This window comes from Devosia sp. LjRoot16, assembly GCF_964252795.1.
Taxonomy (GTDB): domain Bacteria; phylum Pseudomonadota; class Alphaproteobacteria; order Rhizobiales; family Devosiaceae; genus Devosia_A.
On the sequence record NZ_CAXUPH020000005.1, the window covers coordinates 129063 to 152745 of the forward strand.

The following is a 23683-nucleotide window of genomic DNA, read 5'->3' on the forward strand; positions in this document are numbered from 1 at the left end:
TGCATCCGGACTTAGGAACGGTACATCGGACCCATGACCCTAGCTGGGGCAGGGGAGAACCCGGATTGAACGTCTCCGCGTTGCTCGGGTAAAGTCGGCAGCGAACCCCCAAGGGCGACCGCAATCTGGGGATATTGGGTCACCAAGTCCGGGTTCGTTTCCCTGACCCCTTCGGCAATGGCATCGCTAAGTTGGAAACTGATGTGCCGACCGTCGGCATCCACACCGTTCTCGACCAACTGCTTAATAACCGGCAGCGAAGCACCGCCGCCTGTCGCAACGAGATTTATGCGCGTATCCTCGCCACCTTGCACGACAGAGGCAGCCTCACCAACCATACTCACAATGGCGGTGGTAAATGAAACAACGGGGCCATAGGCTAAGAATTCATCGAGCGTGATTGTTACCGCCTCGTCAGTTGGGAGCTGAATGATCACGCTTCTGCTGTTGAACAGCTGTTCCTTAAAAATGCGTCGGTCGCGGCGGATCGCCAACCCCGCCTGCCTGTACTCCTCTGACCCCTCAACCAGTGAGCTTTTGCTGAGGGCTAATTTCTGAAGGGCGTTGTCGAGAACGTTGCCTGCCATGTTCTTGGCCTTGGCTGCACCTGAAATCTCCCAGACCCGGGACTTATCCCAATCTGGATTGTTGACGCAGTGGAACCCAGCAACGTCCGTCGTTCCTGCCCCGATGTCTACAATCAAGTACTTTTCGCGATGACCTTCTGGCGTCCCCAAGAGTGCGCCTGCGCCGGCCGCGGTCGCTTCGCGAACCGGCTCATGGATTAGGTTTAGGGGTAGCAAATCCTCGCCTACCACCTTCAGTTGATCCAGCAGGATACGTGCTTCCTGGGCCGGAAGGCCTTCCGCAAAGCCTCCATTTACAGAGCGTGCAAGCACGATCGCCTCGGCCATCATCTTTCGCATCTCACGTTCGTTCTTGTCTTTGGTGCCATCAGGCCATGCCGGGTGCGCAAAGCGGCGCCGAACGTTCGGTGACCTGCCAGCCGCCGAAAGGGCAGTCTCGGAAAGATGCATGAGGTGGGCGAGATACAGAACCAATACATCGCGACGTGACAGGCTTTGCGTTGGGTCCTGAGTTTGGTCGAGGCGGGCCGTTCCCAGAGTCGAAACGTCGCTGTTTAGCGTGATGTATTGCTTGATGGAGTCAATCAGCCTGTCGGCAGATTGCTCAGACTCGTTGAGGCGCTGACGGGCACGTGGGCCAAAGTAGATATAGCCGTCGTCAATCAGCACCTCAGACGGTGTGACGAGACGCGCTCCGCCGCTTCCGTCCCCAATGGGAAGATCGACGAGTTCGGGCCGGTCGGTTCCGTTGTCGACACTGGCGAAGGCCTTTGAGAACGAGGTGCCAAAGTCCACACACAGGAGCACGTCCCTCGGAATATCGGCGTCATTGACGGCCGCTATTACCAGTCGTGAGCGAACGGCGCTCATTCTGGGGCTGTCTACCCTCTCGGATGCCTCTGTCGTCCTGGCCGGGACACTGGAGCCGGCTTGGCCGTTGGCAAAGTCCTTCAGCACAATGGAGAGAGCTTCAACTTCCCTTGACGTCAGAAACGTCTTCTCTCTGGCTGTCTCGGCTCGCTCCAATAGGTTACTGAGCAGGTCTACCGCAAAATCTCGATTCAAAAATACCCCCTCGTTCTAAGCCTTCTCAACGATCGCTTTCATGATGACGACTTGCGATCGTCCCTCCATCGTCAATAGCACCCCCGGCGATACGACTCTAGCTTGACCGGATCGTTGTAGAGTCTCGCTGCTTTCATGCAACAGCGGATCGTACTGAACAATGTCACCTCGTTTTCCTGTGGCCGACAGCCTTCGTTTGGCAGCAATGGCTGAGACCCACTGGTCGACAAGCGCCGATCTGTCTGCAGCCAACCGGAGAACGGCAGCCTGCGATGGCTCAAATACCTCAACGGAATCTGCGATAGCCCGTAACGCCTGTGGTCCCACGTCAGGGTTCTGAGTTGCTAGAATGAGCCGACCAATCAGTTCGTCTGTCGCCTGCTCGTTGACCTCACGCACTGCGACATTCGCGCGGGCGGTCGGCAGTTCTCCACCGGTGGCCAGCCAATATGAAAACTCTGGCGGTAGACTGGGGTCCAGTTCCCCAACAGTCCGGCCAGCGTTGTTGACACGGTCTTGCCCAAAGGCGACGACCAACGCTTGACGTAGTTCCTTGTCTCGGATCCCTTGGCGAGCAAGAACGTGAAGCCCTTCGAGAGCAAGCTGAACTAGCCTATCTGCCTTTCGTTCGACGGAGTCGGGCGGACGAGCGGGCCGCCACCAACCTCTGACAGTGCCGGCGGCCCTGTAGAGGTTCGAATCCAGAAGCGCGTGAAAGCGGAGACGTACAATCTGAATCAGCAACTCGAGGTACGCCACTGCCGCGTCCTCGCGTACCCTCAGCGTCTCGGCTCCCTTTCCTCCACCTCCTTGAAGCGCTAAGGCGCCAAGCGACTTACCGAATCCCTCTCCTGCAGGCACATCTGCTGTCAGGAGTGTCTCGGTCAACGCTTCTGCAATTCGGATCAGCTTTCGATTGGCTGTATCGCTTGCATCGGGTAACGAGCCCAACTGATCGGCTAGGGCACTGGCCACCTTCCCCAACGCGTCGGCGAGGGTGTCTGACCTGTTTATGGCGAGTTCAGCCCACACTTGCCGAGGAGCCCTTTCGTCTACGTCGCCTCGTGCTAGTTCCACGGCAGCGTAATCCTTGACCCACCGCGCGCGTGACGCAGATATTCCTTTGGCCAAGTAGAAACGGTCGTCGGCGTTTCCCCATTCTCCAACCGGCGGAAGCGGTAGATGGAGGTGTCGCTCAAGGAGCGGTGATACGGCCGCGCGTATCGGGACCGACACTTCGGACGCCCGCCCGAGGGTAGAGACGGCCTCCAGTCTCACTTCGTCTGGCTCTGCCGTCTCTGCCGTCGCTGCGAGGTTCTCCAACGCGCTCCTTATCTCGGGTTCGTTCAGCCTTTCCTTCAGTAGCTTCCGGGTCCTAATCAACTCGCGTAGTAACGTCACCCGAGCGCTAGGACTTGGGACGTTGTCGCCAGAGGGCGAAGGGGCACTGTTCTTGATCATGTCGTCTTGTCTGGCACTGGGTGTGTCGGCGTGACGTTGTAGATCGTATTGGGCGTCACGTCGACCAACCAGCGACCAGCGTTAACGCTCTTGCCGTCTGTGCAAATGCGGACGGGTACGTGCTCGCGCACAAGGGGACGGCATCTTTGCCGTCCCCTTGTGCGCGAGTGCTAAATACGCGTTACTTCAACTATTCAGAACGCGCCGTGGCAGTGCTTGAACTTCTTGCCCGAGCCGCAGGGGCAGGGGGCGTTGCGGGAGACGCCGACCAGCAGCTTGGGGTCGATGGGCCTGAGTGCCGGATCGGCCTCGATCACGCCGGCGCCGGCAGCAGCGCCGGCGGCGGCAAAGGCCGCCAGCGACGGGGCGGGCCCGAGGGCGCGCGGCATGGTGCCGGTGATGTCGTCATCGGCGTCATTCTCGCCGGTGGTCGGGTCGATGTGGATTTCGTCGAGCCCGTCGAAGTTCGGCAGCGGCGGCGTGGGCTGGCGCATCTGGATTTCGACATGGCTGAGCTGGGTGGTCACCAGTTCGCGCAGGCTCGCCAGCAACTGCTCGAACAGCTCGAAGGCCTCGCGCTTGTACTCGTTCAGCGGGTCGCGCTGCGCGAGGCCGCGCCAGCCGACCACCTTCGAAAGGTGGTCGAGGGTCACGAGATGCTCGCGCCACAGCCCGTCGATCGACTGCAGGAGGATCGACTTTTCGACCTGGCGCATGATGTCGGGCGAGTAGCGGGCCACCTTGGCGGCAGCGGACTCGTCGGCGATCTTGGTGATGCGCTCGCGCACCGCTTCGACGTCGATGCCTTCCTCGTGCGTCCACGCCTCAACCGGCAGGTCGACATTGAGGTAGGTCTTGCCGGCTGCGACCAGCTGCTCGACCTGCCACTGCTCGGGGTAGGCGCGCTCCGGAATGGCCTTCGAAATGATGTCGTCCACCACCTGGTGGCGCATCTCGTTGACGGTCTCGGCGACGTCCTCGCTGTCCATCAGTTCGAGACGTTCGGTGAAGATCGCCTTGCGCTGATCGTTCATCACGTCGTCGTACTTGAGGATGTTCTTGCGGATGTCGAAGTTGCGGGCTTCGACGCGGGCCTGGGCGCGCTCGATGGCCTTGGTGACCCACGGGTGGGTGATCGACTCACCCTGCTCGAGCCCGAGCTTACTCAGCATCGAATCCATCGACTCGACCGGGAAGATGCGCATCAGGTCGTCCTGCAAGCTCAGGAAGAACTTGGAGTGGCCCGGGTCGCCCTGGCGACCGGCGCGGCCGCGCAGCTGATTGTCGATGCGGCGGCTTTCGTGCCGCTCGGTGCCGATGATGTAGAGGCCGCCGGCGGCCAGCACCTTGGCCTTGTCCTCGGCGATGGTGCGCTTGATCTCGGCGATCCTGGCGTCGCGCTCGGCGCCTTCGAGGCCCGCGGCCTCCTTCTCGATGCGCATCTCGAGGTTGCCGCCGAGCTGGATGTCGGTACCGCGGCCGGCCATGTTGGTGGCAATGGTGACGGCGCCGGAAACACCGGCATCGGCGACGATCTGCGCTTCCTGCTCGTGGTGGCGGGCGTTCAGCACCGCGATGTCCTTGATGCCCTTGCCGCGGAGGATCTCCGCCAGCATCTCGGACTTCTCGATCGAGGTGGTGCCCACGAGGATCGGCTGACCGCGACCACGCGCATCGGCGATCAGGTTGGCGATTTCGTCGAACTTCTCCGCCGCGGTACGGAAGATGGCGTCGTCCTCGTCCTTGCGCTTGACGGCCACGTTGGTCGGGATCGAGGTGACGGTGAGGCCGTAAATATCGCCGAATTCCTCGGCTTCGGTGGCCGCCGTGCCGGTCATGCCGGCCAGCTTCTTGTAGAGGCGGAAATAGTTCTGGAAGGTGATCGAGGCCAGCGTCTGGTTCTCGGCCTGGATCTTGACGTGTTCCTTGGCTTCCAGCGCCTGGTGCAGGCCTTCCGAATAGCGGCGGCCCGGCATCATTCGCCCGGTAAACTCGTCGATGATCACCACTTCGTCGTTGCGGACGATGTAGTCCTTCTCGCGCTGGAACATCTTGTGGGCGCGCAAAGCCGAGTTGAGGTGGTGCACCAGCGCCACGTTCTCGATGTCGTAGAGGTTCTCGCCCTTGAGCTGGCCGTTCTCGACCAGAGCGGCCTCGAGCTTCTCGATGCCCTGATCGGTGAAAGTGGCGGAACGCTGCTTCTCGTCGATTTCGAAATCGCCTTCGCCGAGCAGCGGGATCAGCGCATCGGCCATCTCGTAGAGCGAGGAGCGGTCGGCCGAGGGGCCGGAAATAATCAGCGGGGTGCGCGCTTCGTCGATGAGGATCGAGTCCACTTCGTCGACGATGGCGTATTCGTGGCCGCGCTGCACCATCTGGTCGCGGCTGTATTTCATGTTGTCGCGCAGGTAGTCGAAGCCGAACTCGTTATTGGTGCCGTAGGTGATGTCGGCGGCGTAGTTGGCCTTGCGCTCGGCGTCGTCGAGGCCGTGCACGATGATGCCGGTGGTCATGCCGAGGAAGCGGTAGATCTGGCCCATCCAGTTGAGGTCGCGGCGCACCAGATAGTCGTTGACGGTGACGAGGTGCACGCCCTTGCCCGGCAGCGCGTTGAGGTAGACCGCCAGCGTCGCCACCAGGGTCTTGCCTTCACCGGTCTTCATTTCGGCGATCGAGCGGTTGTTCAGCACCATGCCGCCGATCAGCTGTACGTCGAAGTGGCGCATGCCGAGCACGCGTTTGGACGCTTCACGGACGGTGGCGAAGGCGGGCTCGAGAATATCGTCGAGGCTCTTGCCAGCCGCGAGCTGATCGCGGAACTCCTGGGTTTTGGCCTTCAGCTGCTCGTCGGTGAGCTTTTCGAACTCGGGCTCCAGCGCGTTGATCGCGGCAACCCTCGGGAGGTACTTCTTCACCTGCCGATCGTTCGCCGAACCGAAGATCGCCTTGGCGATTGCAGCCAGTACCATTCGTGTCGTCCTTTGATTGTTCAGGGCCGGGTGGCGCTAAGGCGCTTCATCTCATCCGGCAGGCGGCGGGTCCTCACCCGTCAACACTCTTTGAAGTGGTGCGACATGTAAGAGCGGGTGTTTTGCTTGTCAACGGAACGCAAATGGGCCAAACCTCGCCGGCCGCGGGCCGGGGGCTCTGCGCCATCCGAGGAGAATTCCCAATGAATGTCCATGCCCCGCGGGGTTTCCATAAAGTTCTGAAGACCCTGGCCGGTGCGCTGCTGCTCGGCACAGCGCTTGGCTTCGCCCCCGTCGCCGCCCTTGCGCAGGATGCCGCTGCCCCGGCGGCAGCCGCCCCCGCGGCGCCCGAGACGGTGGTCGCGACCATCGGCGACCAGACCATTACCGAGGCAGACCTGGCGTTTGCCGCCGAGGACCTGCAGCAGGAGCTGCAGCAGGTGCCGCCCGAAGAGCGTCGCGCCTTCCTCGTCACCGTGCTGATTGACATGAAAGTGATGGCCAAGGCTGCCAAGGCGGCCGGCATGGCTGATACCGACCTGTTCAAGCGCCGCCTGCAATATCTCGAAGAGCGCTCGCTGCGCCGCGACTACTTCACCCAGAAGGTTGCGACCGCGGTGACCGAGGAATCGGTGAAGGTGGCCTACGACCAGCTGGTGAAGGACTTCAAGCCGGTCGAGGAAGTGCACGCCCGCCACATCCTCGTTGCCACCGAAGAGGAGGCCAAGGCGGTCAAGGCCGAGCTCGACGGCGGCAAGCCGTTCGAAGTGCTGGCCATGGAAAAGACCACCGACCCCTCGGGCAAGCAGAACGGCGGCGACCTCGGCTTCTTTTCCAAGGGCATGATGGTGCCGGAGTTCGAGGCCGTGGCCTTCACGCTCGAGCCGGGCAAGATTTCGGATCCGGTGCAGAGCCAGTTCGGCTGGCACATCATCAAGGTCGAGGAGAAGCGGATGAGTGCGCCTCCGCCGATCGAGCAGGTGCAGCAGCAGCTGGGCCAGCAGGTGATGTTCAAGGCGTTCGACGAGGCGGTCGCGGCGCTGAAGAAGGACGCCAAGCTCGACATCCCCGACGCGGCGCTCGCCGCCGCGGTCAAGAAGCAGGCCGAGCCGGCCGCCGAAGGCGCTGCCGGCACCGCACCGTAACAGCTTCGGCCAGATACGAGACGATCAGAACCCCGGCCTCGGCCGGGGTTCTGTCATTTGACGAGTCCGCGAACCAGGATCGAGGTGACCTTGTCGATGATGTCGGCCTGGTCGGCGAGCCGGTCGGTCAGCAACAGTTTCCAGGCATAGGCCGACATCAGGTCGGAGGCGGCAAGGCTGTCGGCATCGGCCCGCATTTCGCCGCGCGCCTTGGCGCGCTCGAATATGCCTGCCGTGTGCTGCGTGCGCTCGATCGAATAGGCCTGCAGCGCCTCGGCGGCCTTGTCGTCGGCCTGGGCTTCGGCGATCAGCGACTTGTAGACCCCGCCGGTATTGCCGGACCAGAAGCGCACCAGCTCGGTCAGAAAGGTGCGGATGTCGCCTTCGAGCGTCCCGGTATCCGGATCGGGCATGCGCGAACTCTTGAGCCGCGTATAGACGTCGAGCAGCAGGTGCGCCTTGGATGGCCACCAGCGGTAAATAGTGGGTTTGCCGGCTCGGGCCCGCCGCGCCACGGCTTCGATCGAAAAGCCGGCGTAACCGGCCTCGCAGAAGATTTCCTCGGCCGCGGCAAGGATCGCCTCGTGGCTGTCCGGGTTGCGGGCGGCTCCGATGGATCTGCGCGGCTGGCTCTCGATGCTGGACATGGTTCTCACTGAAGCCCCCACGGAGGTGCATGGCTGGGATACACGAAACAGCTGCGCGAATCCACTTGAACGTTACGTTCCGTTTCGTTATGTAACGAGCCGTACCGTTCATATGGGGTCTGGAAATGTCCATTCAATCTGCTGTCTCTGCCGCACCCGCCACTGCCACCGTGGCTGCACCTGCCAAGCCCGCCCGCCCGTCGCTGGCGGCCCGCACTCGCATGGCGCTGCTGGTGCTTGTTGCCGTCTACCCGGTGATCACCGGGATCATCTATCTGGTGGCGCCGTTCACCGAGGGCTGGCCGGTGTGGGAGCGTAACTTTGTCGTCGCGCCCCTGATGGTGATCGCCATGGTTTACTTCATCATCCCGGGCATTCAGTCGCGTTTCGGCAGTTTCATCGCGACGGGCCGGCTGGCCTGAGTTTGATGCCTTGGCGAACCCGACAAGTTCGCAATCCCCGCCTCTGCGGGGACACGCATTCGAAAGCGCTATGAGCAAATGAACGACTTGCTTCACAGCAAGGCTTGAGGCAAACGGATGGGCCTATTGTCGCCGCATAGGACGCAACATGGCCCATCCCGTTTCTCCCCTCGCGCCCAAGACTTACCCGGAACTGCCGGATGTCGCGGGAGTTCGGTTTGCGACGGCCGAGGCCGGGATCAAATACAAGAATCGCACTGACGTGCTGCTCGTCTCGATGGACGAGGGAACTGTTGTTGCGGGCGTGCTGACCCGTTCGAAGTGTCCTTCGGCGGCCGTCGATTGGTGCCGGCAGAATCTCGGGGGCGGCAAGGCCCGCGCGCTACTGGTCAATTCGGGCAATGCCAACGCCTTTACCGGCCAGAAGGGCAAGGCTTCGGTCTCCCTCTCAGCCGATATCGTTTCGAAGGCGCTGGGCGTTGCGCCCGAAGAGATCTTCCTTGCCTCCACCGGCGTTATCGGCGAGCCGCTCGATGCGCAGAAATTTGCCGGCGTCACCTCCGAGATGGCGACCCGCCTGGCGCCTGGTCCGTGGATGGATGCCGCCAAGGCGATCATGACCACCGACACTTTCGCCAAGGTGGCGACCGCCACCGTCGAGTTCGACGGCGTGCCGGTGGTGATCTCGGGCATCGCCAAGGGGTCGGGGATGATCGCGCCCGACATGGCGACGATGCTGAGCTTCGTATTCACCGATGCGCCGATCGCGGCGGGTGTGTTGCAGGGCCTGCTGCAGCCGGCAATCGACACGAGCTTCAACGCCGTGACCGTCGACAGCGACACCTCGACGTCCGACACTTGCCTCGTCTTCGCCACCGGAAAGGCTGGCATCCCCGCCATCAGTTCGGCCTCAGACCCGCGCGCTGAGGTGTTCGCCGAGGCGCTGGCCGACGTGCTGCACGAGCTCGCCATCCATGTGGTGCGCGACGGCGAAGGCGCGACCAAGATGGTGAGCGTCATCGTCGAGGGTGCCGAGAGCGACAAGAGCGCGTTCCGCATCGCGCAGTCGATCGCCAACTCGCCACTGGTCAAGACTGCCATTGCCGGCGAGGACGCCAACTGGGGCCGCATCGTCATGGCGGTGGGCAAGGCCGGCGAGCCGGCCGACCGGGACCGGCTCGAGATCAGCTTCGGCGATATCCGCGTCGCCACCCAGGGCGAACGCGACCCCGCCTATAACGAGGCGGCGACCAGCGCTTACATGAAGAATGAAGAGATCGAGGTGCGGGTCGGGCTCGGGCTCGGCGCCGGTACGGCAACCGTCTATACCTGCGATCTGACGCACGGCTACATCACCATCAACGGCGATTACAGGTCCTGATGGTCCCACTCAGCGTCAGTCAGATCGAAGGCGCCACCCTTACGGCATGGCCGGCACTGCGGCAGGCGCAGGACGGGCTGTGGCTGTGGCGCTATGCCCAGGGCTACACCAAGCGCGCCAATTCGATCCATTGCCTCGATCCGAGCGACGGCGGCTATGCCGAGCTGCGCCTGATGCGGCTCGCCGAACTGTCGAAGCGCCACCGCATCCCGCCGGTGTTCAGGGTGACCCCGCTCACTGCACCAGAGATCGTCGAAGTGCTCGATGGGCTGTTGTGGGAGGAATTCGAGCCGAGCCTGGTCATGGCGATGGAAATGCCGGACGAGGATTTCCCGCTCGATTTCCAGGCCCGCTATTTCGAGCCGACCGATCCGCAATGGATCAGGGCACAGGCGCAGATGTCGGGCTATGACCAGCCGACGATCGACGTGGCGAGCGAGATCCTCGGGCATATCGCCTGCGAGGCGCGCGGTGTGCTGGTCTATCACAAGGCCGGCCTGCCGGTGGCGGCGGCGCTGGCGGCGGTCGCGAGTGGCATCGGCATCTATCTCAACGTCGTCACCCACCCCAATGCGCGCGGCATGGGCTATGGCCGGGCAGTGATGGGCGCGGCGCTTAACTGGGTGCGCTCGAAGGGCGCTACCCATTCGGCCATCCAGGTGCTGGCCAGCAATACCCCGGCACTCAACCTTTATGGCTCGCTCGGCTTCGGTGAAGTCTACCCCTACAGCTACCGGCGCGCGCCGGATTGGGGCCGCGGGTGAAGATCCAGCTCGTTGTCGCCTGCGCGCTGATCGATGCCGACCGGCGGGTGCTGATCGCCCAGCGACCGGAAGGCAAACAGCTGGCGGGATTGTGGGAGTTCCCCGGCGGCAAGCTCGAGCCGGGGGAAAGTCCAGAGGCGGCATTGATCCGCGAACTGGAAGAAGAACTCGGTATTTCCACCCAGAGCGCGTGCCTTGCTCCGTTAAGCTTTGCGTCTCACTCTTACGAAAGCTTTCATCTTCTGATGCCACTTTACGTCTGTCGTAAGTGGCAAGGAGTGCCGCAGGCTCGCGAACACGCCGCCCTGAAGTGGGTGCGCCCGCAGCAGCTGCGCGATTACCCGATGCCTCCGGCCGACGAACCGCTGATCGCTCCGCTCTGCGATCTGCTCTGAGGGTGGGCGATGAGGGGTGTTTGCTGTCAGATCAGACGCTTCGTCGCCGATGACGGCGGCGCGACGGCAATCGAGTATGGTCTGATTGCGGGGTTGATCGCGATTGGCGCGCTCGTCGCCATGTCCCTGACCGGCACCAGCGTCATTTCGATGTTCGACTATGTGTCGGGCCGCACGGTCGAACAGCTCGACAATATCGAAGACATCTAGGCGCAGCACCCGCTAACTCTTTCCCAGGACATCCTTGAGCCGCACCGTGGCGCTGCCCGGGCGCAGCGGCTTTTGCTGGTTCTCGTGCGGGGCCCAGCCGCTGAGCCAGATGATTTCCAGCGTTGCCCGTACGCGGCCATCCGGATCGCCCGCGAGTTCGGCATAGGCGGCGCCGGCAGCGGCGATCAGGGTCCTGGTCGCCATGCGGCCGGGCCGGTCGGCCAGCGGGTTCTGCGCACCGAGTCCCTTGAGCTCGCGCATCAGCCGCAGCAGGTCGCCATAGCGGATCGGATAAGTCTCGAGGTCGGTAACCGGCAGGGCATAGCCCGAGCGTTGCAGCAGGCCGCCGGCGTCGGCCAGCGGGATGAATGGCGCGACCCGGGCGAAGGCGCCACCGGAGGTTTCGGCGTCGGCGCGCAGGAACGCCTGGCGCAGCTCGGTCAGGCTGTCGCCGCCGAGCGCCGCGGCGATCATCAGTCCGTCAGGCCGGAGGTGAGCGCGGATGCGCGCGAGGAAGCCCGGCACGTCATTGATCACCTGCAGGTCGAACAGCGAGACGATCAGGTCGTAACCCTCACGCGGCAGCAGCAATGCCTCGGGATCGACCTGCGGCGCATCGGGCGAGCCCAGCACCGTCGAGACGCGCTCGAAGGCGAAGGCGCCGTTGGCCGAGCGGCCCATCAGCGGCAGGCGCGCGCCATCCGGCGCCATGATCAGCGCCTGCTCGAAATCGCGCGACACGGTGATGAGCCGTGAGGCCAGGTCATCGAGCGCCAGCTGAGTGACGAAATCATCCGGCTCGGCCGGGCGCCGCGACAGGTGCTCGGCGATCAGCGTGCGGTCGAAAACCTTCGGGAGCAGGGCCATTCGTCGATCCGCACTGAGTTCGAGCTTGGTTTGGTCACGGGATCGAGCCGGAAAGGTCTCGCAACTTCTCCGGTTCCCGCTTTAGACTGCGGCGTTATGGAATTGGGGCAAGGCAAAGTCAAAGCGGGATCGGCGGCCATGGCGCGGCTGGGTGGCGCATTGCTCGATCTGGTCTATCCGCCGACCTGCCTCGATTGCGGGGCGCCGACCGCCGCACACGCGGCGCTCTGTCCGCGCTGCTTTGCCAGCCTCCGGCCGATTACCCGGCCCTGGTGCCCGGTGCTGGGCCTGCCGTTCGAGGTCTCGATCGGCCCCGATGCCCGCTCGGCCGAGGCCATCGCCGATCCACCGCCCTTCGATCGGGCGCGGTCCGCCGTGCTCTATAACGAGGTGGCGCGCGCTATCGTCAGCCGGCTCAAGTATGGCGACAGGCCGGAACTGGCCGGGTTCTGCGCCCGGCTGATGCACCCGGCTGGGACAGAGTTCTGGGCGGAAGGACCGGTCCTCGTGCCGGTGCCGCTCCATCGCTGGCGCCAGTTCGAGCGCCGCTACAACCAATCGACTGAACTGGCCCGGGCGCTGGCGCGCCTTACTGGACTTTCCGTCGATACCGGGCTCGTCGCCCGCAGCCGCCGCACCCGGCAGCAGGTCGGGCTTTCCAACGATGCGCGCCAACGCAACGTCGCCGGCGCCTTCACCGCACATGCCGAAGCGCTGCGCCGGCTCAAGGGGCGCGGCGTGGTGCTGGTCGACGACGTCATCACCACCGGCTCGACCGTCAAAGCCATCACCCGTGAGCTGAAGCGGGCCGGAGTGATCAAAATCGATGTGATCTCGTTCGCACACGTTGTGACGGGCGCGGAACTCCCCATATAGAAGTCAACAAACCCCAGCGTTTTTGTAGGCGAGATGAAGAAGGTAGAAATCTATACGACCCAGTGGTGCCCCTATTGCCATGCAGCCAAGTCGCTGCTGGACGAAAAGGGCGTGAGCTACGAGGAGGTCGATGCCGACGACCCCGACGTCCGCATGGCAATGGTGCAGCGCGCCAATGGCCGCCGCACCGTGCCGCAGATCTTCGTGGGCGAAACCCATGTCGGTGGCTATGACGACATGGCGGCGCTCGACCGCCGCGGCCAGCTCGACCCGCTGCTCACGAATTAGGACTGGCTGAATGCGCGTCGCCGCCCTGCAGATGAATTCCGGCACCCAGCCCGGCCCCAACCTCGACCAGCTCGAGCGGTTGGCCAGCGAGGCGGCGGGGCAGGGCGCGACCTATTTGCTGTCGCCGGAAGTCTCGGTGGTGTTCGCCGAGAATCGTGACGGGCTCAAAGCCGTCGCCGGGCCGTGGGAGAATAACCCGGCGATTGCCCGGATTGGCGATATCGCGAAACGGCTCGGCGTGAGCCTCCATCTCGGCTCGCTCGCCGTGGCGCTGCCGGACGGGCGCTTTGCCAACCGCTCGGTGCTGTTCCGTCCCGACGGCGCGATCGCCGCGACTTATGACAAGATCCACCTGTTCGACGCGACGCTCCCCGGGCTCAGGAATTATCGCGAGAGCGAGACTTATGCCGGTGGCGACGCCGCGGTGGTGACCGAGGCGCCGGGCTTCCCGCTCGGCATGACCATCTGCTACGACCTGCGTTTTCCGGCGCTGCACCGGGCGCTGGCGGAAGCCGGGGCCAAGGTGATTGCGGTGCCTGCCGCGTTCACCGTCCCGACTGGCGAAGCGCATTGGGAAGTGCTGCTCAGGGCCCGCGCCATCGAGACCGGCTCATGGGTGATCGCCGCGGCGCAGGCCGGCACGCACGAGAACGGCCGCTCCACCTGGGGCCATTCGATGATCATCGATCCCTGGGGCAGGATCGTCAGCGAGCTCGGTGGCGACGGTCCGGGCATCGCCATCGCCGATATCGAGCTATCAGCGGTGGATGACGCTCGCGGCAAGGTTCCAGCGCTTGCCAACGCACGAAGGTTTTCGCTAACCCTCGACGCTTCGGGCCCCACCCTATTCGCCCGAGAGGACGTATCGGCGTGATCAGCTACTCGCTCATCTGTGACAGATCCCACAAATTCGACGCCTGGTTCAAAAGCGCCGAGGCTTACGACGAGCAGGCGGCTCGTGGCATCGTCACCTGTCCGGTCTGCAATTCGGTGCGGGTGGACAAGGCGCTGATGGCGCCGGCGGTGTCGCGGATGAACTCCGACAAGCTTTCGCTGTCGAGCGGTCATCCGCAGCAGGCCGAAATCCGTGAAATGCTGCGCGTGATGCGCAAGAAGGTCACCAGCGAGGCCGACTATGTCGGCGACAAGTTCGCCGAGGAAGCCCGCAAGATCCACTTCAAGGAAGCCGACCCGCGCGGCATCTACGGCGAAGCGACCCGTGACGAAGTGGCCGAACTCATCGACGACGGCGTCGATTTCCTGCCGCTGCCGCATGTGCCGGACGAAGCGAACTAGCGCGCCGTTCTACCTCGAAAGTGCGACAGCTCAAGGATTTGGCCGTCAACTGCTCCTAAGGGCAGGATTGATCGGCAAGTGCCGATGGATGCAGTCTTGGGATCTCCTTCCCAGCAGACTCCCCCGGAGATTTCCTACATGTCTACTCCCGACGCTGCCCTTTCGGGCACGTTCGCCATTGGCGGCGACCTCATCGTAAATCGCCTCGGCTTCGGCGCCATGCGCGTCACCGGTCCCGGCATCTGGGGCGAGCCCGATGACCCGGAGGAAGCGCGACGCACGCTGCGGCGCGTGCCCGAACTCGGCATCAACTTCATCGACACCGCCGAAAGCTACGGTCCCTATGTCAGCGAGCAGCTGATCGGCGAGGAACTGGCGCCTTATGGCAGGGGCACTATCGTCGCCACCAAATCCGGCCTTACCCGACATGGGCCCGGCTCCTGGCCAATCCTCGGCCGCCCGGAGTTTCTCAAGCAAGGCGTGCTGATGAGCCTGCGCCGGCTCAAGCTCGACCGGCTCGAGCTGTGGCAGTTGCACCGGATCGACCCGACAATCCCGCGCGACGAGCAGTTCGACGCCATTGCCGGCTTCATTGCCGATGGCCTCGTGCGCCACGCCGGCCTCAGCGAAGTGACGGTCGAGGAAATCGAGGCGGCGCGGCGGTTCTTCCCGGTGGCCACGGTGCAGAACCGCTACAACCCGACGGCGCGCGGCAGCGATGCGGTGCTGGACTATTGCGAAGCCAACGGCATCGGCTTCATCCCGTGGGCGCCGCTCGGCGGCGAGCGGGGGCCGGGTGCGGCCGAGCAGGCGATCGCCGGAAAGTATGGCGCGACACCGAGCCAGATCGCACTCGCCTGGGCGCTGAAGCGCTCACCGGTGATGCTGCCGATCCCCGGAACCGGAAAGGTGAAGCACCTCGAGGAGAACACCGCGGCGGCCGCGATCGTGCTCAGCGACGAGGATTTTGCGACGCTCAACCAGCGCTGAATGCGCTTCAGCCTCCTGAACGGCGCCTGACACGCGCCGTTCAGTCATGGTTCAAGCCCGCCGACGCAGATTGGCCTCCACAAACGGCGCTTCCGGGCGCCAAGGAGGATAGAATGCACCATTCCACCCTGACCCCCGCGGTCACCGCCACCGGCGGCGCCATCCGCGCCGTGATGAGCGAGGCCGCGTCGGCAGCGCTGAAGGCGCTGAAGCCGTTCGATGTCGCCATCGAAGACGCGCTCGACCGCAGCTACGGCGCCGGCCGCTGGTTCCTTTATTGGGATGAAGACCTGGCGGGCCACCCGATCCGCGGCACCATCACGCTGGCCTATGGTCGCGAAACGCTTGTCATCGGCTGAGTCTTTGATTTGGTCGCGCTTTCGATCCCCGGATCAAGTCCGAGGAGGAAAAGTCTGCAACTTTTCCTGAAAACGCTCCAGGCGCTTCAGGCGGGCTTTGCCGCCAGCACCATGTAGTTGACGCCCAGATCGCGGCTCGGCCGCCATTCGTCGGCCAGCGGATGGAACACCACGCCGGTCTTGTCGATGGTCTTCAGGCCATTGCGGGTGCAGAGCGTCGAGATCTCATCCGGCGTCAGGAATTTTGAGAAATCGTGGGTGCCCCTGGGCAGCCAGCCGAGCACATACTCGGCCCCGACGATCGCCAGCGCATAGGCGCGCGGCGTGCGGTTGATGGTGGCGGTAAACATCAGCCCGCCGGGTCTTACGAGGCTCGCACAGCTCTTCATGTAGAGCGGCACATTGTCGACGTGCTCCACCACTTCCATGTTCAGCACCACATCGAACCGCTCGCCCGAGGCATCGAGCGCCTCCGCCGTCACGGCGCGATAGTCGATCTCTAGCCCCGACTGCTGGGCGTGCAGTTCCGCGATGCGGATGTTCTTTTCGCCGGCATCGATCCCCACCATCGTCGCCCCGAGCCGGGCCAACGGTTCGCTCAATAGCCCGCCGCCGCAACCGATATCGAGGATGCGCACGCCCTCGAGCGGGCGGCGCACCGTGCTGTCCTTGCCGAAATGGGCGATCACCTTGTCGCGCACATAGCCCAGCCGCACCGGGTTGAATTTGTGCAGCGGCTTGAACTTACCCTTGGGGTCCCACCACTCGTCGGCCATGGCGGCAAACTTGGCGATCTCTTCGGGATTGATGGTGGTGTCGGTCATGTCAGATATATCCGTCGCTCAGGCACCGGCCGCAAGGGGACGCTTCGGCGCAGGCTAGTGCCCCGGCTCAGAGCCGTGGAACAGCTCCCAGCACCAATCATCACCCTCGGCGACGAGGACGGCGGCAAGTCGATAGGGCAGGCGGTCCAAACCGCCGGCCCGGGCTATTACCGCATGACCTTCGGCGAACAGCCAGACGCGTGCCGCGTCGCCACGGCTGTCGAGCTCAGGAAAATCCCATGAAACCGTGTAATCCCTTGCGTGGATGCCGGCGAACAGTGCGGCGATGGCCGCCCGGCCACGGGCGATTTCGCCCATCCCGGAGCCAACAAGCAGCGCATGGGGCACAAAAAGGTCTGCAATTGCCGGGTCCCTGTCGCGCATGCGCCGACTGATCGTCTCCAGCGCCTGCCGAGCAATCTCGATAGTCATCGGTTCGGCCTCCAGCCTGCCTAGCTATAGGTGACGTCCCCGCAGTTGATAACCCCGGCTGTTTGTGGCATGTCCCCGGCCGAATTCTGAGCGTACCGGCGGGTTCAGCCGGGCAACAGTCGGGGTAGGGGCCTTGGGCCGTATCGTAGTCAAGTTCGGCGGCACCTCGGTCGCCTCGGTCGAGCGCATCCGTCAGGCGGCGCTGCATGTGAAGCGTGAAGTCGACGCCGGCAACCAGGTCGCCGTGGTGGTCTCGGCCATGTCGGGTAAAACCAACGAGCTGGTCGGCTGGGTCAACGACGCCTCAAAACTCCACGATGCGCGCGAGTATGACGCCGTGGTCGCCTCGGGCGAGCAGGTGACGGCCGGGCTGATGGCGGTGGTGCTGAGCGAGATGGGCATCCCGTCGCGCTCGTTCCAGGGCTGGCAGGTGCCGATCAAGACCGACGACGCGCATGGCGCCGCCCGCATCGTCGAGATCGATCCGACCGAACTCGAAAAGCGCTTCGCCGATGGCGTGGTGCCGGTGATTACCGGCTTCCAGGGTGTTGCGCCGTCGGGCCGGGTGACGACGCTGGGCCGTGGCGGTTCCGATACCAGTGCGGTGGCCGTCGCCGCCGCGGTGAAGGCCGATCGCTGCGACATCTACACCGATGTCGATGGGGTCTACACCACCGACCCGCGCATCACCCCCAAGGCCAAGCGGCTTTCCAAGATCTCGTTCGAAGAGATGCTGGAGATGGCCTCGCTCGGCGCCAAGGTGCTGATGATCCGCTCGGTCGAGATGGCGATGGCGCATAAGGTGCGCCTCACCGTCCGTTCCACTTTCGACGATCCGAATGCGCCACAGATCGCGCCGGACGGCACGCCGGGGGTTCCCGGCACAATCGTATGCGATGAGGAAGAGATCATGGAAAAGCAGATCGTTTCGGGCGTTACCCTGGCACGGGCCGAATCCAAGATCACGCTGCGCGACGTCAAGGACCGGCCGGGCGTTGCCGCGGCGATCTTCGGCGCGCTCAGTGACGAATCCATTGTCGTCGACATGATCGTCCAGAACGTTTCCGAGGATGGCTCGACCACCGACATCACCTTCACCGTGCCCGATGCCGAGCACGACAAGGCGGTCAAGGCGCTGAAGGCTGCCGGCGAGGCCGGGCGCTTCGAGTATCGCACGCTGACCAGCGCCAAGGGCGGCGCCAAGGTCTCGGTGGTGGGGGTGGGCATGCGCAACCATGCGGGCGTTGCCGCCTCGATGTTCAAGGCGCTGGCCGACAAGTCGATCAACATCCAGCTGATCACCACTTCGGAAATCAAGACCTCAGTGCTGATCGATGACGAGTATGCCGAACTTGCGGTTCGCGCGCTCCATACGTATTACGGGTTGGACAAGCAGGACGCCTGAGACGCCTAGACCCCGGTCACGGCGCCGCTGGCGATAGGGCGGCGCCGGGCCGCCGGGCGGGAACTATGGCCATAGCGATCAGCGGGCCGCGCGTGCTCCTGAAGCAGTTGCGCGAAACCATGGCGGAGCCGCTGGCTTCGCAGGCTCGGCTCGACAAGATCGTCAGTCTCATCGCCGACAACATGCACGCGGACGTCTGTTCGTTCTACGTGCTGCGTGACGACGGCGCGCTGGAGCTGTTCGCCACCCGCGGCCTCGCCGCCACCGCCGTGCACATGACGACGCTGCGGCTGGGCGAGGGCCTCGTCGGCCTGATCGCGGCGCAGGCCGAGCCGCTCAGCCTCGACAACGCTCCGGCGCACCCGGCCTTCGCCTACCGCCCGGAAACCGGCGAAGATCCGTTCCAGGCCTTTCTCGGCGTGCCCGTGCTGCGCGCCGGCCAGACGCTGGGCGTACTGGTGGTGCAGAACCGCGATTCGCATGCCTATGGCGAAGACGAGATCGAGGCGATGCTGACCACGGCGACCTTGCTCGCCGAGATGATGTCGACCGCCGATTTCGACGCGCTGATCAAGCCGGGCCAGGATATCGACCTCAGGCGGCCGCGGCAGTTCGCCGGCAACGGCTTCACCGACGGGGTGGCGCTGGGCAAGGTCGTGCTGCACGACCCGCGTGTCGTCGTCACCAATTTCGTCGCCGAGGATACCGAGGTCGAGCTGAAGCGCCTGTCGGCTGCGCTCGACCGGATGCGGGTCTCGATCGACCAGATGCTCAGCCATGGCGACATGCAGTCGTTCTCGGATCACCGCGAGATCCTCGAGAGCTACCGGATGTTCGCCAACGATCGCGGCTGGGTCGACCGGCTGACCGAGGCGATCAATAACGGCCTCACCGCCGAGGCGGCGGTGGAGCGGGTGCAGAACGATACCCGCGCCCGGATGATGCGGTCGACCGACCCTTACATCAAGGATCGGCTGCACGACCTCGACGATCTCGCCAACCGGCTGCTGCGCGTGCTCACCGGCGACGGCGCCACCGGCAAGAAGGACCTGCCCGAGAACGCCATCCTCGTCGCCCGCAACATGGGGCCGGCGGATCTGCTCGAGTATGACCGGACCCGGCTCAGGGCGGTGGTGCTGGAGGAGGGCGCCGCCATCTCGCATGTGGCGATCGTCGCCAAGTCGCTGGGCCTCGTGGCGGTCGGGCAGGCTGAGAACATCGTCTCGATGTCGGAGACGGGTGACGACATCATCGTCGATGGGCAGCAGGGCACGGTGTACCTGCGGCCGACCCCGGACATGATCCAGGTCTATGTCGACAAGGTGCGGCTGGGGGCCAAGCGCCGGGCGCATTACCTCGAACTCAAGGACAAGCCGGCCATCACCAGGGATGGTCACGAGATCACGCTGCTGCACAACTCGGGCATCGTCGCCGACCTGCCGATGCTGCAGGATACCGGTGCCTCGGGCGTCGGGCTGTTCCGCACCGAACTCCAGTTCATGATCGCCTCGCGGCTCCCCCGGTTGAGGGAGCAGGTCGAACTGTATGCCGAGGCGATCCGGCTCACCGAGGGGAAGCCCATCGTCTTCCGCCTGCTCGATATTGGCGGCGACAAGGTGATCCCGTACCTGCGCTACGAGGCCGAGGAGAACCCGGCCATGGGGTTCCGCTCGCTGCGCCTGGCGCTCGACCGGCAAGGGCTGTTGCGCATCCAGATCCGCGCCCTGCTGCAGGCCGCCAATGGCGGGCCGATGAAGATCCTCGTGCCCATGGTCACCGATGCCTGGGAGTTCCGGCAGACCCGGCTGGTGGTCAACAAGGAACTCGAGCGCATGAAGCATGCCGGCCAGACGGTGCCGAGCAAGCTGGAGCTCGGCGCGATGATCGAGGTGCCGTCGTTGCTCTGGGAGCTCGACCAGGTGCTGCCCGAGGCGGATTTCGTCTCGATCGGTTCCAACGACCTGGTGATGTTCCTCACCGCCGCCGACCGCGGCAACAAGCGCGTCGCCAAGTCGTACGATCCGATCGCGCTGCCGCGGCTCAGGGCGCTCAAGCACATCGTCGACATGGCGCGGCGCTACAACGTGCCGCTGACCATGTGCGGCGAACTTGCCGGCCGCACCGTCGAAGCGCTGGCGCTGCTCTCGATCGGCATGACCAAGCTCTCGATGAGCCCGCCTTCCATCGGTCCGATCAAGGAGATGATCCTTGGCACCGAACTCACGCCCATTCGCAATTCCATCTCTGCCGCCCTGCTCGAAGGCGCGCATGGCCCCAGTATCCGCGAGCTGCTGCTCGACTGGGCCGGCCGGCAGGGGCTGGTGATCTAGGTTTTCATGGCTACGCTTCCGCAGGACAAGCTCGACGCGCTGACCAAGCGCTTTGATTCGATCGAGGCGGCTTTGTCGTCGGGACCGTCAGCCGAGCAGTTCGTCAAACTGAGCAAGGAATATGCCGAGCTCGAGCCGGTGGTGCGGCCGATCCAGGCCTACCAGAAGCTGCTCGCCGATCTCGAATCGGCGGAGGAACTGGCCGGGTCGGGTGACAAGGAAATGGCCGAGATGGCGGCCGCCGAGATCGGCGAGCTGAAGCCCAGGATCGAGCAGGCGGTGGCCGAGATCCGCATCCTCTTACTGCCCAAGGATGCCGCCGACGAGAGAAGCGTCATCCTCGAAGTGCGCGGCGGTACCGGCGGCGATGAAGCGGCGCTGTTCGCCGGCGACCTGTTGCGGATGTACCAGCGCTACGCGGACCTCCAGGGCTGGAAGTTCAGCCTCCTGGAAGAAAGCCCGGGCGAAGTCGGCGGCTACAAGGAAGTGGTCGCCAACATCACCGGCAAGGGCGTCTACGCCAAGCTGAAATACGAGAGCGGCGTGCACCGGGTGCAGCGCGTGCCGGCGACGGAAACGCAGGGGCGCATCCACACGTCCGCTGCGACTGTCGCGGTGCTGCCGGAAGTCGAAGAGATCGACATCGACATCAAGGCCGAGGATATCCGCATCGACACCATGCGCTCGTCCGGCGCCGGCGGCCAGCACGTCAACACCACCGACTCGGCGGTGCGCATCACCCACCTGCCGTCGGGCATCGTGGTCACCGCCAGCCAGAAGAGCCAACATCAAAACCGCGCCACCGCCATGAAGGTGTTGCAGGCGCGGCTCTATGAAGAGCAGCGCAACGCCCGCGACACGGCGCGGTCGGAAGCGCGCAAGGAGCAGGTCGGTTCGGGCGATCGGTCGGAACGCATCCGGACCTATAATTTCCCGCAGGGACGGGTCACCGATCACCGGATCAACCTGACGCTCTACAAACTCGACAAGGTGATTGCCGGCGATGCGCTCGAGGAGCTGATCTCGGCGCTGATCACCGAAAACCAGGCGGCGCAGCTCGCCGCCATGGAGGGGATTTCCTGACACTCAGCGTGGGCGCAGCATGGCGGGGGATACGCGACCTGTTCCGGAAAGCCGGCATCGACACGGCGGAACTGGATGCCCGGCTGTTTGCTGAAGCGGCCTTCGAGATGGACCGGCTGGAACTGGTCAATCGCGAGCGCGAGGCGGTCCCGGCAAAGCAGCTGAAGACGCTCGAGGCCTTTGCCGCGCGCCGCCTCAAGGGCGAGCCGGTGGTGCGCATTCTCGGCGAGAAGGAGTTCTGGGGGCTGAGCTTCAAGCTCAACGCGGCGACCCTGGTGCCGCGCCCCGAGACCGAGCTCCTGGTCGAGCGCGGGCTCGAGGTGATCGGGGCGCTCGACAGGCCGCGCATCCTTGATCTGGGCACCGGCACCGGCTGCATCCCGATTTCGCTGCTGACCGAGTATTCCGATGTCACCGCGGTGGCCGTCGATCTCTCGGCCGAGGCGCTGGAGATGGCGCGCTTCAATGCCAACCGGCATGGCGTGGGCAGCCGCTTCACCACGCTCAAAGGCTCGTGGTTCGATCCGCTCGAGCCGGGCGAACGCTTCGACCTCATCACTTCGAACCCGCCCTATATCGAGAGCGGGGTCATTGCCGGGTTGATGCCCGAGGTGCGCGAGCACGATCCGCGGCTGGCGCTCGATGGCGGGCCGGATGGGCTCGCGGCCTACCGGGCGATCGCCGCCGAGGCCGGATTGTTCCTTGCGGCCGAGGGTGTGCTGCTGCTCGAGATCGGCTCCGGCCAGGGCCACACGGTCAGCGATATCTTCGTTGGCGCCGGCTTTGCCGAGGTCGAAGTGGCGCCTGATCTGGCGGGGCTCGATCGCATGGTGGTGGCCCGTCTCAACGCTGCCTCTTGAGTATCCGTTAGGGCCGCCCATATTTTGTGCTTGGAAAGGCAGGGCGAACCAGATAGGTTCCGGGTGCTGTCAACGGTGCGGTCGAGATCGCGCCAAGGTGACGGCCACCCGCTCATCGGCGAAGCTGCATTTGGCAGTGTTCGATTCTCGGACGAGGAACCGAGACGCCTTGATGAGCAAAAAGTGGTTCAACACGCGATAGCTCAGGTACTGCTGGAACGAGACCGCCCGCGCTGGATATTGCGCCTGCGGCCCCCGGTGCCGATGTCCCCATGTTGCCTTCAGTATTCTTTTCCAAGGCTTGAAAAGAGACGATGAGACCTAACAACCAACAGAACAACAAGAACCGCTCCCGTGGTCGGAACAACAATGGTGGCCGTAAACACGGCAACCCGTTGAGCCGTAACTACGAGAGCAACGGCCCGGACGTGAAGGTGCGCGGCAACGCCTCGCACATCGCCGAGAAATACCTGCAGCTCGCCCGCGACGCTCAGTCCTCCGGCGACAGCGTCATGGCTGAAAACTATCTGCAGCACGCAGAGCACTATTTCCGCATCCTGTCGGCCGCGCAGCCACAGAACCAGCAGCGCGACCAGTTCGGTCAGCAGGCGGACGAGGACGATTACGACGACGATTTCGCGCCGATCAACGATCGGTTCGCGTCGCCCGAGCCGCGCCAGTTCAACCAGCAGCCGCAGCAGCACGACCAGCAGCAGCAACCGCAGCAGCAGCCGATCCCCGGCAGTGAGCCGGTGGTGATGGCCGTGGTCGAGACCGCTGTCGCCGCCGCGCCGCCGGCTGCCGCCGAAGGCGAGGCGCCGCCGGCCGATGGCGAGCCGCGCCGCCGCGATCGCCGGCCGCGTCGCCGGTCGCGCGGGCAGGGCGGTGAAGGCGGGGCCGATCCCGCCGGCGCCCCGCAGCCTGACGTCGGCGAGTTGCCGGCCTTCCTCACGGCCGGAAATACACCGGCAGAATAGGTCGAAGAACGCCTTGGAAAGACATAAGGCCGGGAGCGATCCCGGCCTTT

24 protein-coding genes are annotated in these 23683 nt (G+C 64.3%); 17 read left to right on the forward strand and 7 right to left on the reverse strand.

Annotated elements, in window-relative coordinates; translation table 11 throughout:
- Positions 1-11 precede the first annotated feature (11 nt).
- The 3 genes from ACSQ23_RS22010 to secA all read right to left on the reverse strand — a co-directional run bounded on the left by ACSQ23_RS22010 (position 12) and on the right by secA (position 6082).
- Positions 12-1652, reverse strand: coding sequence for a hypothetical protein (locus ACSQ23_RS22010; protein ID WP_436091914.1), 1641 nt, complete (start codon positions 1650-1652; stop codon positions 12-14).
- A gap of 15 nt (positions 1653-1667) precedes the next feature.
- Positions 1668-3113 carry a hypothetical protein gene (locus ACSQ23_RS22015; RefSeq protein WP_436091915.1) on the reverse strand — a complete coding sequence of 482 codons (1446 nt, stop codon included), beginning with the start codon at positions 3111-3113 and terminating at the stop codon, positions 1668-1670.
- 194 nt (positions 3114-3307) lie between these two features.
- Complete coding sequence (secA, locus tag ACSQ23_RS22020; RefSeq protein ID WP_436091916.1) at positions 3308-6082, reverse strand: preprotein translocase subunit SecA; 2775 nt, start codon at positions 6080-6082, stop codon at positions 3308-3310.
- A 203-nt stretch (positions 6083-6285) separates the two neighbouring features.
- Here secA and ACSQ23_RS22025 point away from each other — a divergent pair, with 203 nt between their 5' ends.
- Complete coding sequence (locus ACSQ23_RS22025) at positions 6286-7227, forward strand: peptidylprolyl isomerase (protein WP_436091917.1); 942 nt, start codon at positions 6286-6288, stop codon at positions 7225-7227.
- 53 nt (positions 7228-7280) lie between these two features.
- Here the strand turns inward: ACSQ23_RS22025 and ACSQ23_RS22030 are convergent, their stop codons facing one another.
- Positions 7281-7874, reverse strand: coding sequence for a TetR/AcrR family transcriptional regulator (locus tag ACSQ23_RS22030; protein ID WP_436091918.1), 594 nt, complete (start codon positions 7872-7874; stop codon positions 7281-7283).
- A 125-nt stretch (positions 7875-7999) separates the two neighbouring features.
- On the opposite strand from ACSQ23_RS22030, the gene ACSQ23_RS22035 reads away from it, so the two are divergent.
- The 5 genes from ACSQ23_RS22035 (at position 8000) to ACSQ23_RS22055 (ending at position 11046) form a co-directional block, all read left to right on the forward strand.
- The gene (locus ACSQ23_RS22035; protein WP_436091919.1) at positions 8000-8296 is read left to right on the forward strand and encodes a hypothetical protein; all 297 of its coding nucleotides are present in this window, start codon (positions 8000-8002) and stop codon (positions 8294-8296) included.
- Between the two features lie 148 nt (positions 8297-8444).
- Positions 8445-9677, forward strand: a complete 1233-nt coding sequence (gene argJ, locus ACSQ23_RS22040; protein ID WP_436091920.1) for a bifunctional glutamate N-acetyltransferase/amino-acid acetyltransferase ArgJ — start codon at positions 8445-8447, stop codon at positions 9675-9677.
- The gene (locus tag ACSQ23_RS22045; RefSeq protein ID WP_055886326.1) at positions 9677-10441 is read left to right on the forward strand and encodes a GNAT family N-acetyltransferase; all 765 of its coding nucleotides are present in this window, start codon (positions 9677-9679) and stop codon (positions 10439-10441) included. The genes argJ and ACSQ23_RS22045 overlap by 1 nt, the downstream gene beginning before the upstream one ends.
- Positions 10438-10836 (forward strand): (deoxy)nucleoside triphosphate pyrophosphohydrolase, encoded by a 399-nt coding sequence (locus ACSQ23_RS22050; RefSeq protein WP_436091921.1) that lies wholly within the window; start codon positions 10438-10440, stop codon positions 10834-10836. Before ACSQ23_RS22045 ends, ACSQ23_RS22050 begins: the two co-directional genes overlap by 4 nt.
- A 9-nt stretch (positions 10837-10845) precedes the next feature.
- Positions 10846-11046, forward strand: a complete 201-nt coding sequence (locus ACSQ23_RS22055) for a Flp family type IVb pilin (RefSeq protein ID WP_436091922.1) — start codon at positions 10846-10848, stop codon at positions 11044-11046.
- 12 nt (positions 11047-11058) lie between these two features.
- Here ACSQ23_RS22055 and ACSQ23_RS22060 read toward each other — a convergent pair whose 3' ends face one another.
- Entirely contained in the window at positions 11059-11913 is an 855-nt protein-coding gene (locus ACSQ23_RS22060; RefSeq protein WP_436091923.1) for an SAM-dependent methyltransferase, read from the reverse strand.
- A 138-nt stretch (positions 11914-12051) separates the two neighbouring features.
- Here ACSQ23_RS22060 and ACSQ23_RS22065 point away from each other — a divergent pair, with 138 nt between their 5' ends.
- The 6 genes from ACSQ23_RS22065 (at position 12052) to ACSQ23_RS22090 (ending at position 15722) form a co-directional block, all read left to right on the forward strand.
- A complete protein-coding gene (locus ACSQ23_RS22065) occupies positions 12052-12789 on the forward strand; it encodes a ComF family protein (protein ID WP_436091924.1) in 738 nt (245 codons plus the stop codon).
- A 33-nt stretch (positions 12790-12822) separates the two neighbouring features.
- Positions 12823-13077, forward strand: a complete 255-nt coding sequence (gene grxC, locus ACSQ23_RS22070) for a glutaredoxin 3 (RefSeq protein ID WP_055886312.1) — start codon at positions 12823-12825, stop codon at positions 13075-13077.
- Between the two features lie 10 nt (positions 13078-13087).
- Complete coding sequence (locus ACSQ23_RS22075) at positions 13088-13951, forward strand: carbon-nitrogen hydrolase family protein (protein WP_436091925.1); 864 nt, start codon at positions 13088-13090, stop codon at positions 13949-13951.
- Positions 13948-14373: a DUF1178 family protein gene (locus tag ACSQ23_RS22080; protein WP_436091926.1), complete on the forward strand. Its 426-nt coding sequence runs from the start codon at positions 13948-13950 to the stop codon at positions 14371-14373. The genes ACSQ23_RS22075 and ACSQ23_RS22080 overlap by 4 nt, the downstream gene beginning before the upstream one ends.
- Positions 14374-14511: 138 nt before the next feature.
- Entirely contained in the window at positions 14512-15363 is an 852-nt protein-coding gene (locus ACSQ23_RS22085; RefSeq protein WP_436091927.1) for an aldo/keto reductase, read from the forward strand.
- Positions 15364-15476: 113 nt separating this feature from the next.
- Positions 15477-15722: a hypothetical protein gene (locus ACSQ23_RS22090; protein WP_436091928.1), complete on the forward strand. Its 246-nt coding sequence runs from the start codon at positions 15477-15479 to the stop codon at positions 15720-15722.
- Between the two features lie 86 nt (positions 15723-15808).
- On the opposite strand, the gene ubiG is transcribed toward ACSQ23_RS22090, so the two are convergent.
- On the reverse strand, positions 15809-16555 hold the full coding sequence (gene ubiG / locus ACSQ23_RS22095; protein ID WP_436092154.1) for a bifunctional 2-polyprenyl-6-hydroxyphenol methylase/3-demethylubiquinol 3-O-methyltransferase UbiG: 747 nt from the start codon (positions 16553-16555) through the stop codon (positions 15809-15811).
- A gap of 45 nt (positions 16556-16600) precedes the next feature.
- On the reverse strand, positions 16601-16978 hold the full coding sequence (locus ACSQ23_RS22100; RefSeq protein WP_436091929.1) for a nuclear transport factor 2 family protein: 378 nt from the start codon (positions 16976-16978) through the stop codon (positions 16601-16603).
- Between the two features lie 133 nt (positions 16979-17111).
- Between ACSQ23_RS22100 and ACSQ23_RS22105 the strand changes: the two genes are divergently transcribed.
- The 5 genes from ACSQ23_RS22105 (at position 17112) to ACSQ23_RS22125 (ending at position 23633) form a co-directional block, all read left to right on the forward strand.
- Positions 17112-18383, forward strand: coding sequence for an aspartate kinase (locus ACSQ23_RS22105; protein WP_055886287.1), 1272 nt, complete (start codon positions 17112-17114; stop codon positions 18381-18383).
- A gap of 65 nt (positions 18384-18448) precedes the next feature.
- Positions 18449-20713 (forward strand): phosphoenolpyruvate--protein phosphotransferase, encoded by a 2265-nt coding sequence (ptsP, locus tag ACSQ23_RS22110; protein WP_055886283.1) that lies wholly within the window; start codon positions 18449-18451, stop codon positions 20711-20713.
- A gap of 6 nt (positions 20714-20719) precedes the next feature.
- Entirely contained in the window at positions 20720-21796 is a 1077-nt protein-coding gene (gene prfA, locus ACSQ23_RS22115) for a peptide chain release factor 1 (RefSeq protein ID WP_055886280.1), read from the forward strand.
- Positions 21797-21804: 8 nt separating this feature from the next.
- Positions 21805-22656, forward strand: coding sequence for a peptide chain release factor N(5)-glutamine methyltransferase (gene prmC, locus ACSQ23_RS22120; RefSeq protein WP_436091930.1), 852 nt, complete (start codon positions 21805-21807; stop codon positions 22654-22656).
- A gap of 314 nt (positions 22657-22970) precedes the next feature.
- Positions 22971-23633 (forward strand): DUF4167 domain-containing protein, encoded by a 663-nt coding sequence (locus tag ACSQ23_RS22125; protein ID WP_436091931.1) that lies wholly within the window; start codon positions 22971-22973, stop codon positions 23631-23633.
- The last annotated feature ends 50 nt before the right edge of the window (positions 23634-23683 follow it).

Coding starts and splice junctions, on each gene's coding strand:
- ACSQ23_RS22015 (WP_436091915.1), bottom strand. CDS start 3,113: ATGATCAAGAACAGTGCCCCTTCGCCCTCTGGCGACAACGTCCCAAGT.
- secA (WP_436091916.1), bottom strand. CDS start 6,082: ATGGTACTGGCTGCAATCGCCAAGGCGATCTTCGGTTCGGCGAACGAT.
- ACSQ23_RS22025 (WP_436091917.1), top strand. CDS start 6,286: ATGAATGTCCATGCCCCGCGGGGTTTCCATAAAGTTCTGAAGACCCTG.
- ACSQ23_RS22030 (WP_436091918.1), bottom strand. CDS start 7,874: ATGTCCAGCATCGAGAGCCAGCCGCGCAGATCCATCGGAGCCGCCCGC.
- ACSQ23_RS22035 (WP_436091919.1), top strand. CDS start 8,000: ATGTCCATTCAATCTGCTGTCTCTGCCGCACCCGCCACTGCCACCGTG.
- argJ (WP_436091920.1), top strand. CDS start 8,445: ATGGCCCATCCCGTTTCTCCCCTCGCGCCCAAGACTTACCCGGAACTG.
- ACSQ23_RS22045 (WP_055886326.1), top strand. CDS start 9,677: ATGGTCCCACTCAGCGTCAGTCAGATCGAAGGCGCCACCCTTACGGCA.
- ACSQ23_RS22055 (WP_436091922.1), top strand. CDS start 10,846: ATGAGGGGTGTTTGCTGTCAGATCAGACGCTTCGTCGCCGATGACGGC.
- ACSQ23_RS22060 (WP_436091923.1), bottom strand. CDS start 11,913: ATGGCCCTGCTCCCGAAGGTTTTCGACCGCACGCTGATCGCCGAGCAC.
- ACSQ23_RS22065 (WP_436091924.1), top strand. CDS start 12,052: ATGGCGCGGCTGGGTGGCGCATTGCTCGATCTGGTCTATCCGCCGACC.
- grxC (WP_055886312.1), top strand. CDS start 12,823: ATGAAGAAGGTAGAAATCTATACGACCCAGTGGTGCCCCTATTGCCAT.
- ACSQ23_RS22075 (WP_436091925.1), top strand. CDS start 13,088: ATGCGCGTCGCCGCCCTGCAGATGAATTCCGGCACCCAGCCCGGCCCC.
- ACSQ23_RS22085 (WP_436091927.1), top strand. CDS start 14,512: ATGTCTACTCCCGACGCTGCCCTTTCGGGCACGTTCGCCATTGGCGGC.
- ACSQ23_RS22090 (WP_436091928.1), top strand. CDS start 15,477: ATGCACCATTCCACCCTGACCCCCGCGGTCACCGCCACCGGCGGCGCC.
- ACSQ23_RS22100 (WP_436091929.1), bottom strand. CDS start 16,978: ATGACTATCGAGATTGCTCGGCAGGCGCTGGAGACGATCAGTCGGCGC.
- ptsP (WP_055886283.1), top strand. CDS start 18,449: ATGGCCATAGCGATCAGCGGGCCGCGCGTGCTCCTGAAGCAGTTGCGC.
- prfA (WP_055886280.1), top strand. CDS start 20,720: ATGGCTACGCTTCCGCAGGACAAGCTCGACGCGCTGACCAAGCGCTTT.
- ACSQ23_RS22125 (WP_436091931.1), top strand. CDS start 22,971: ATGAGACCTAACAACCAACAGAACAACAAGAACCGCTCCCGTGGTCGG.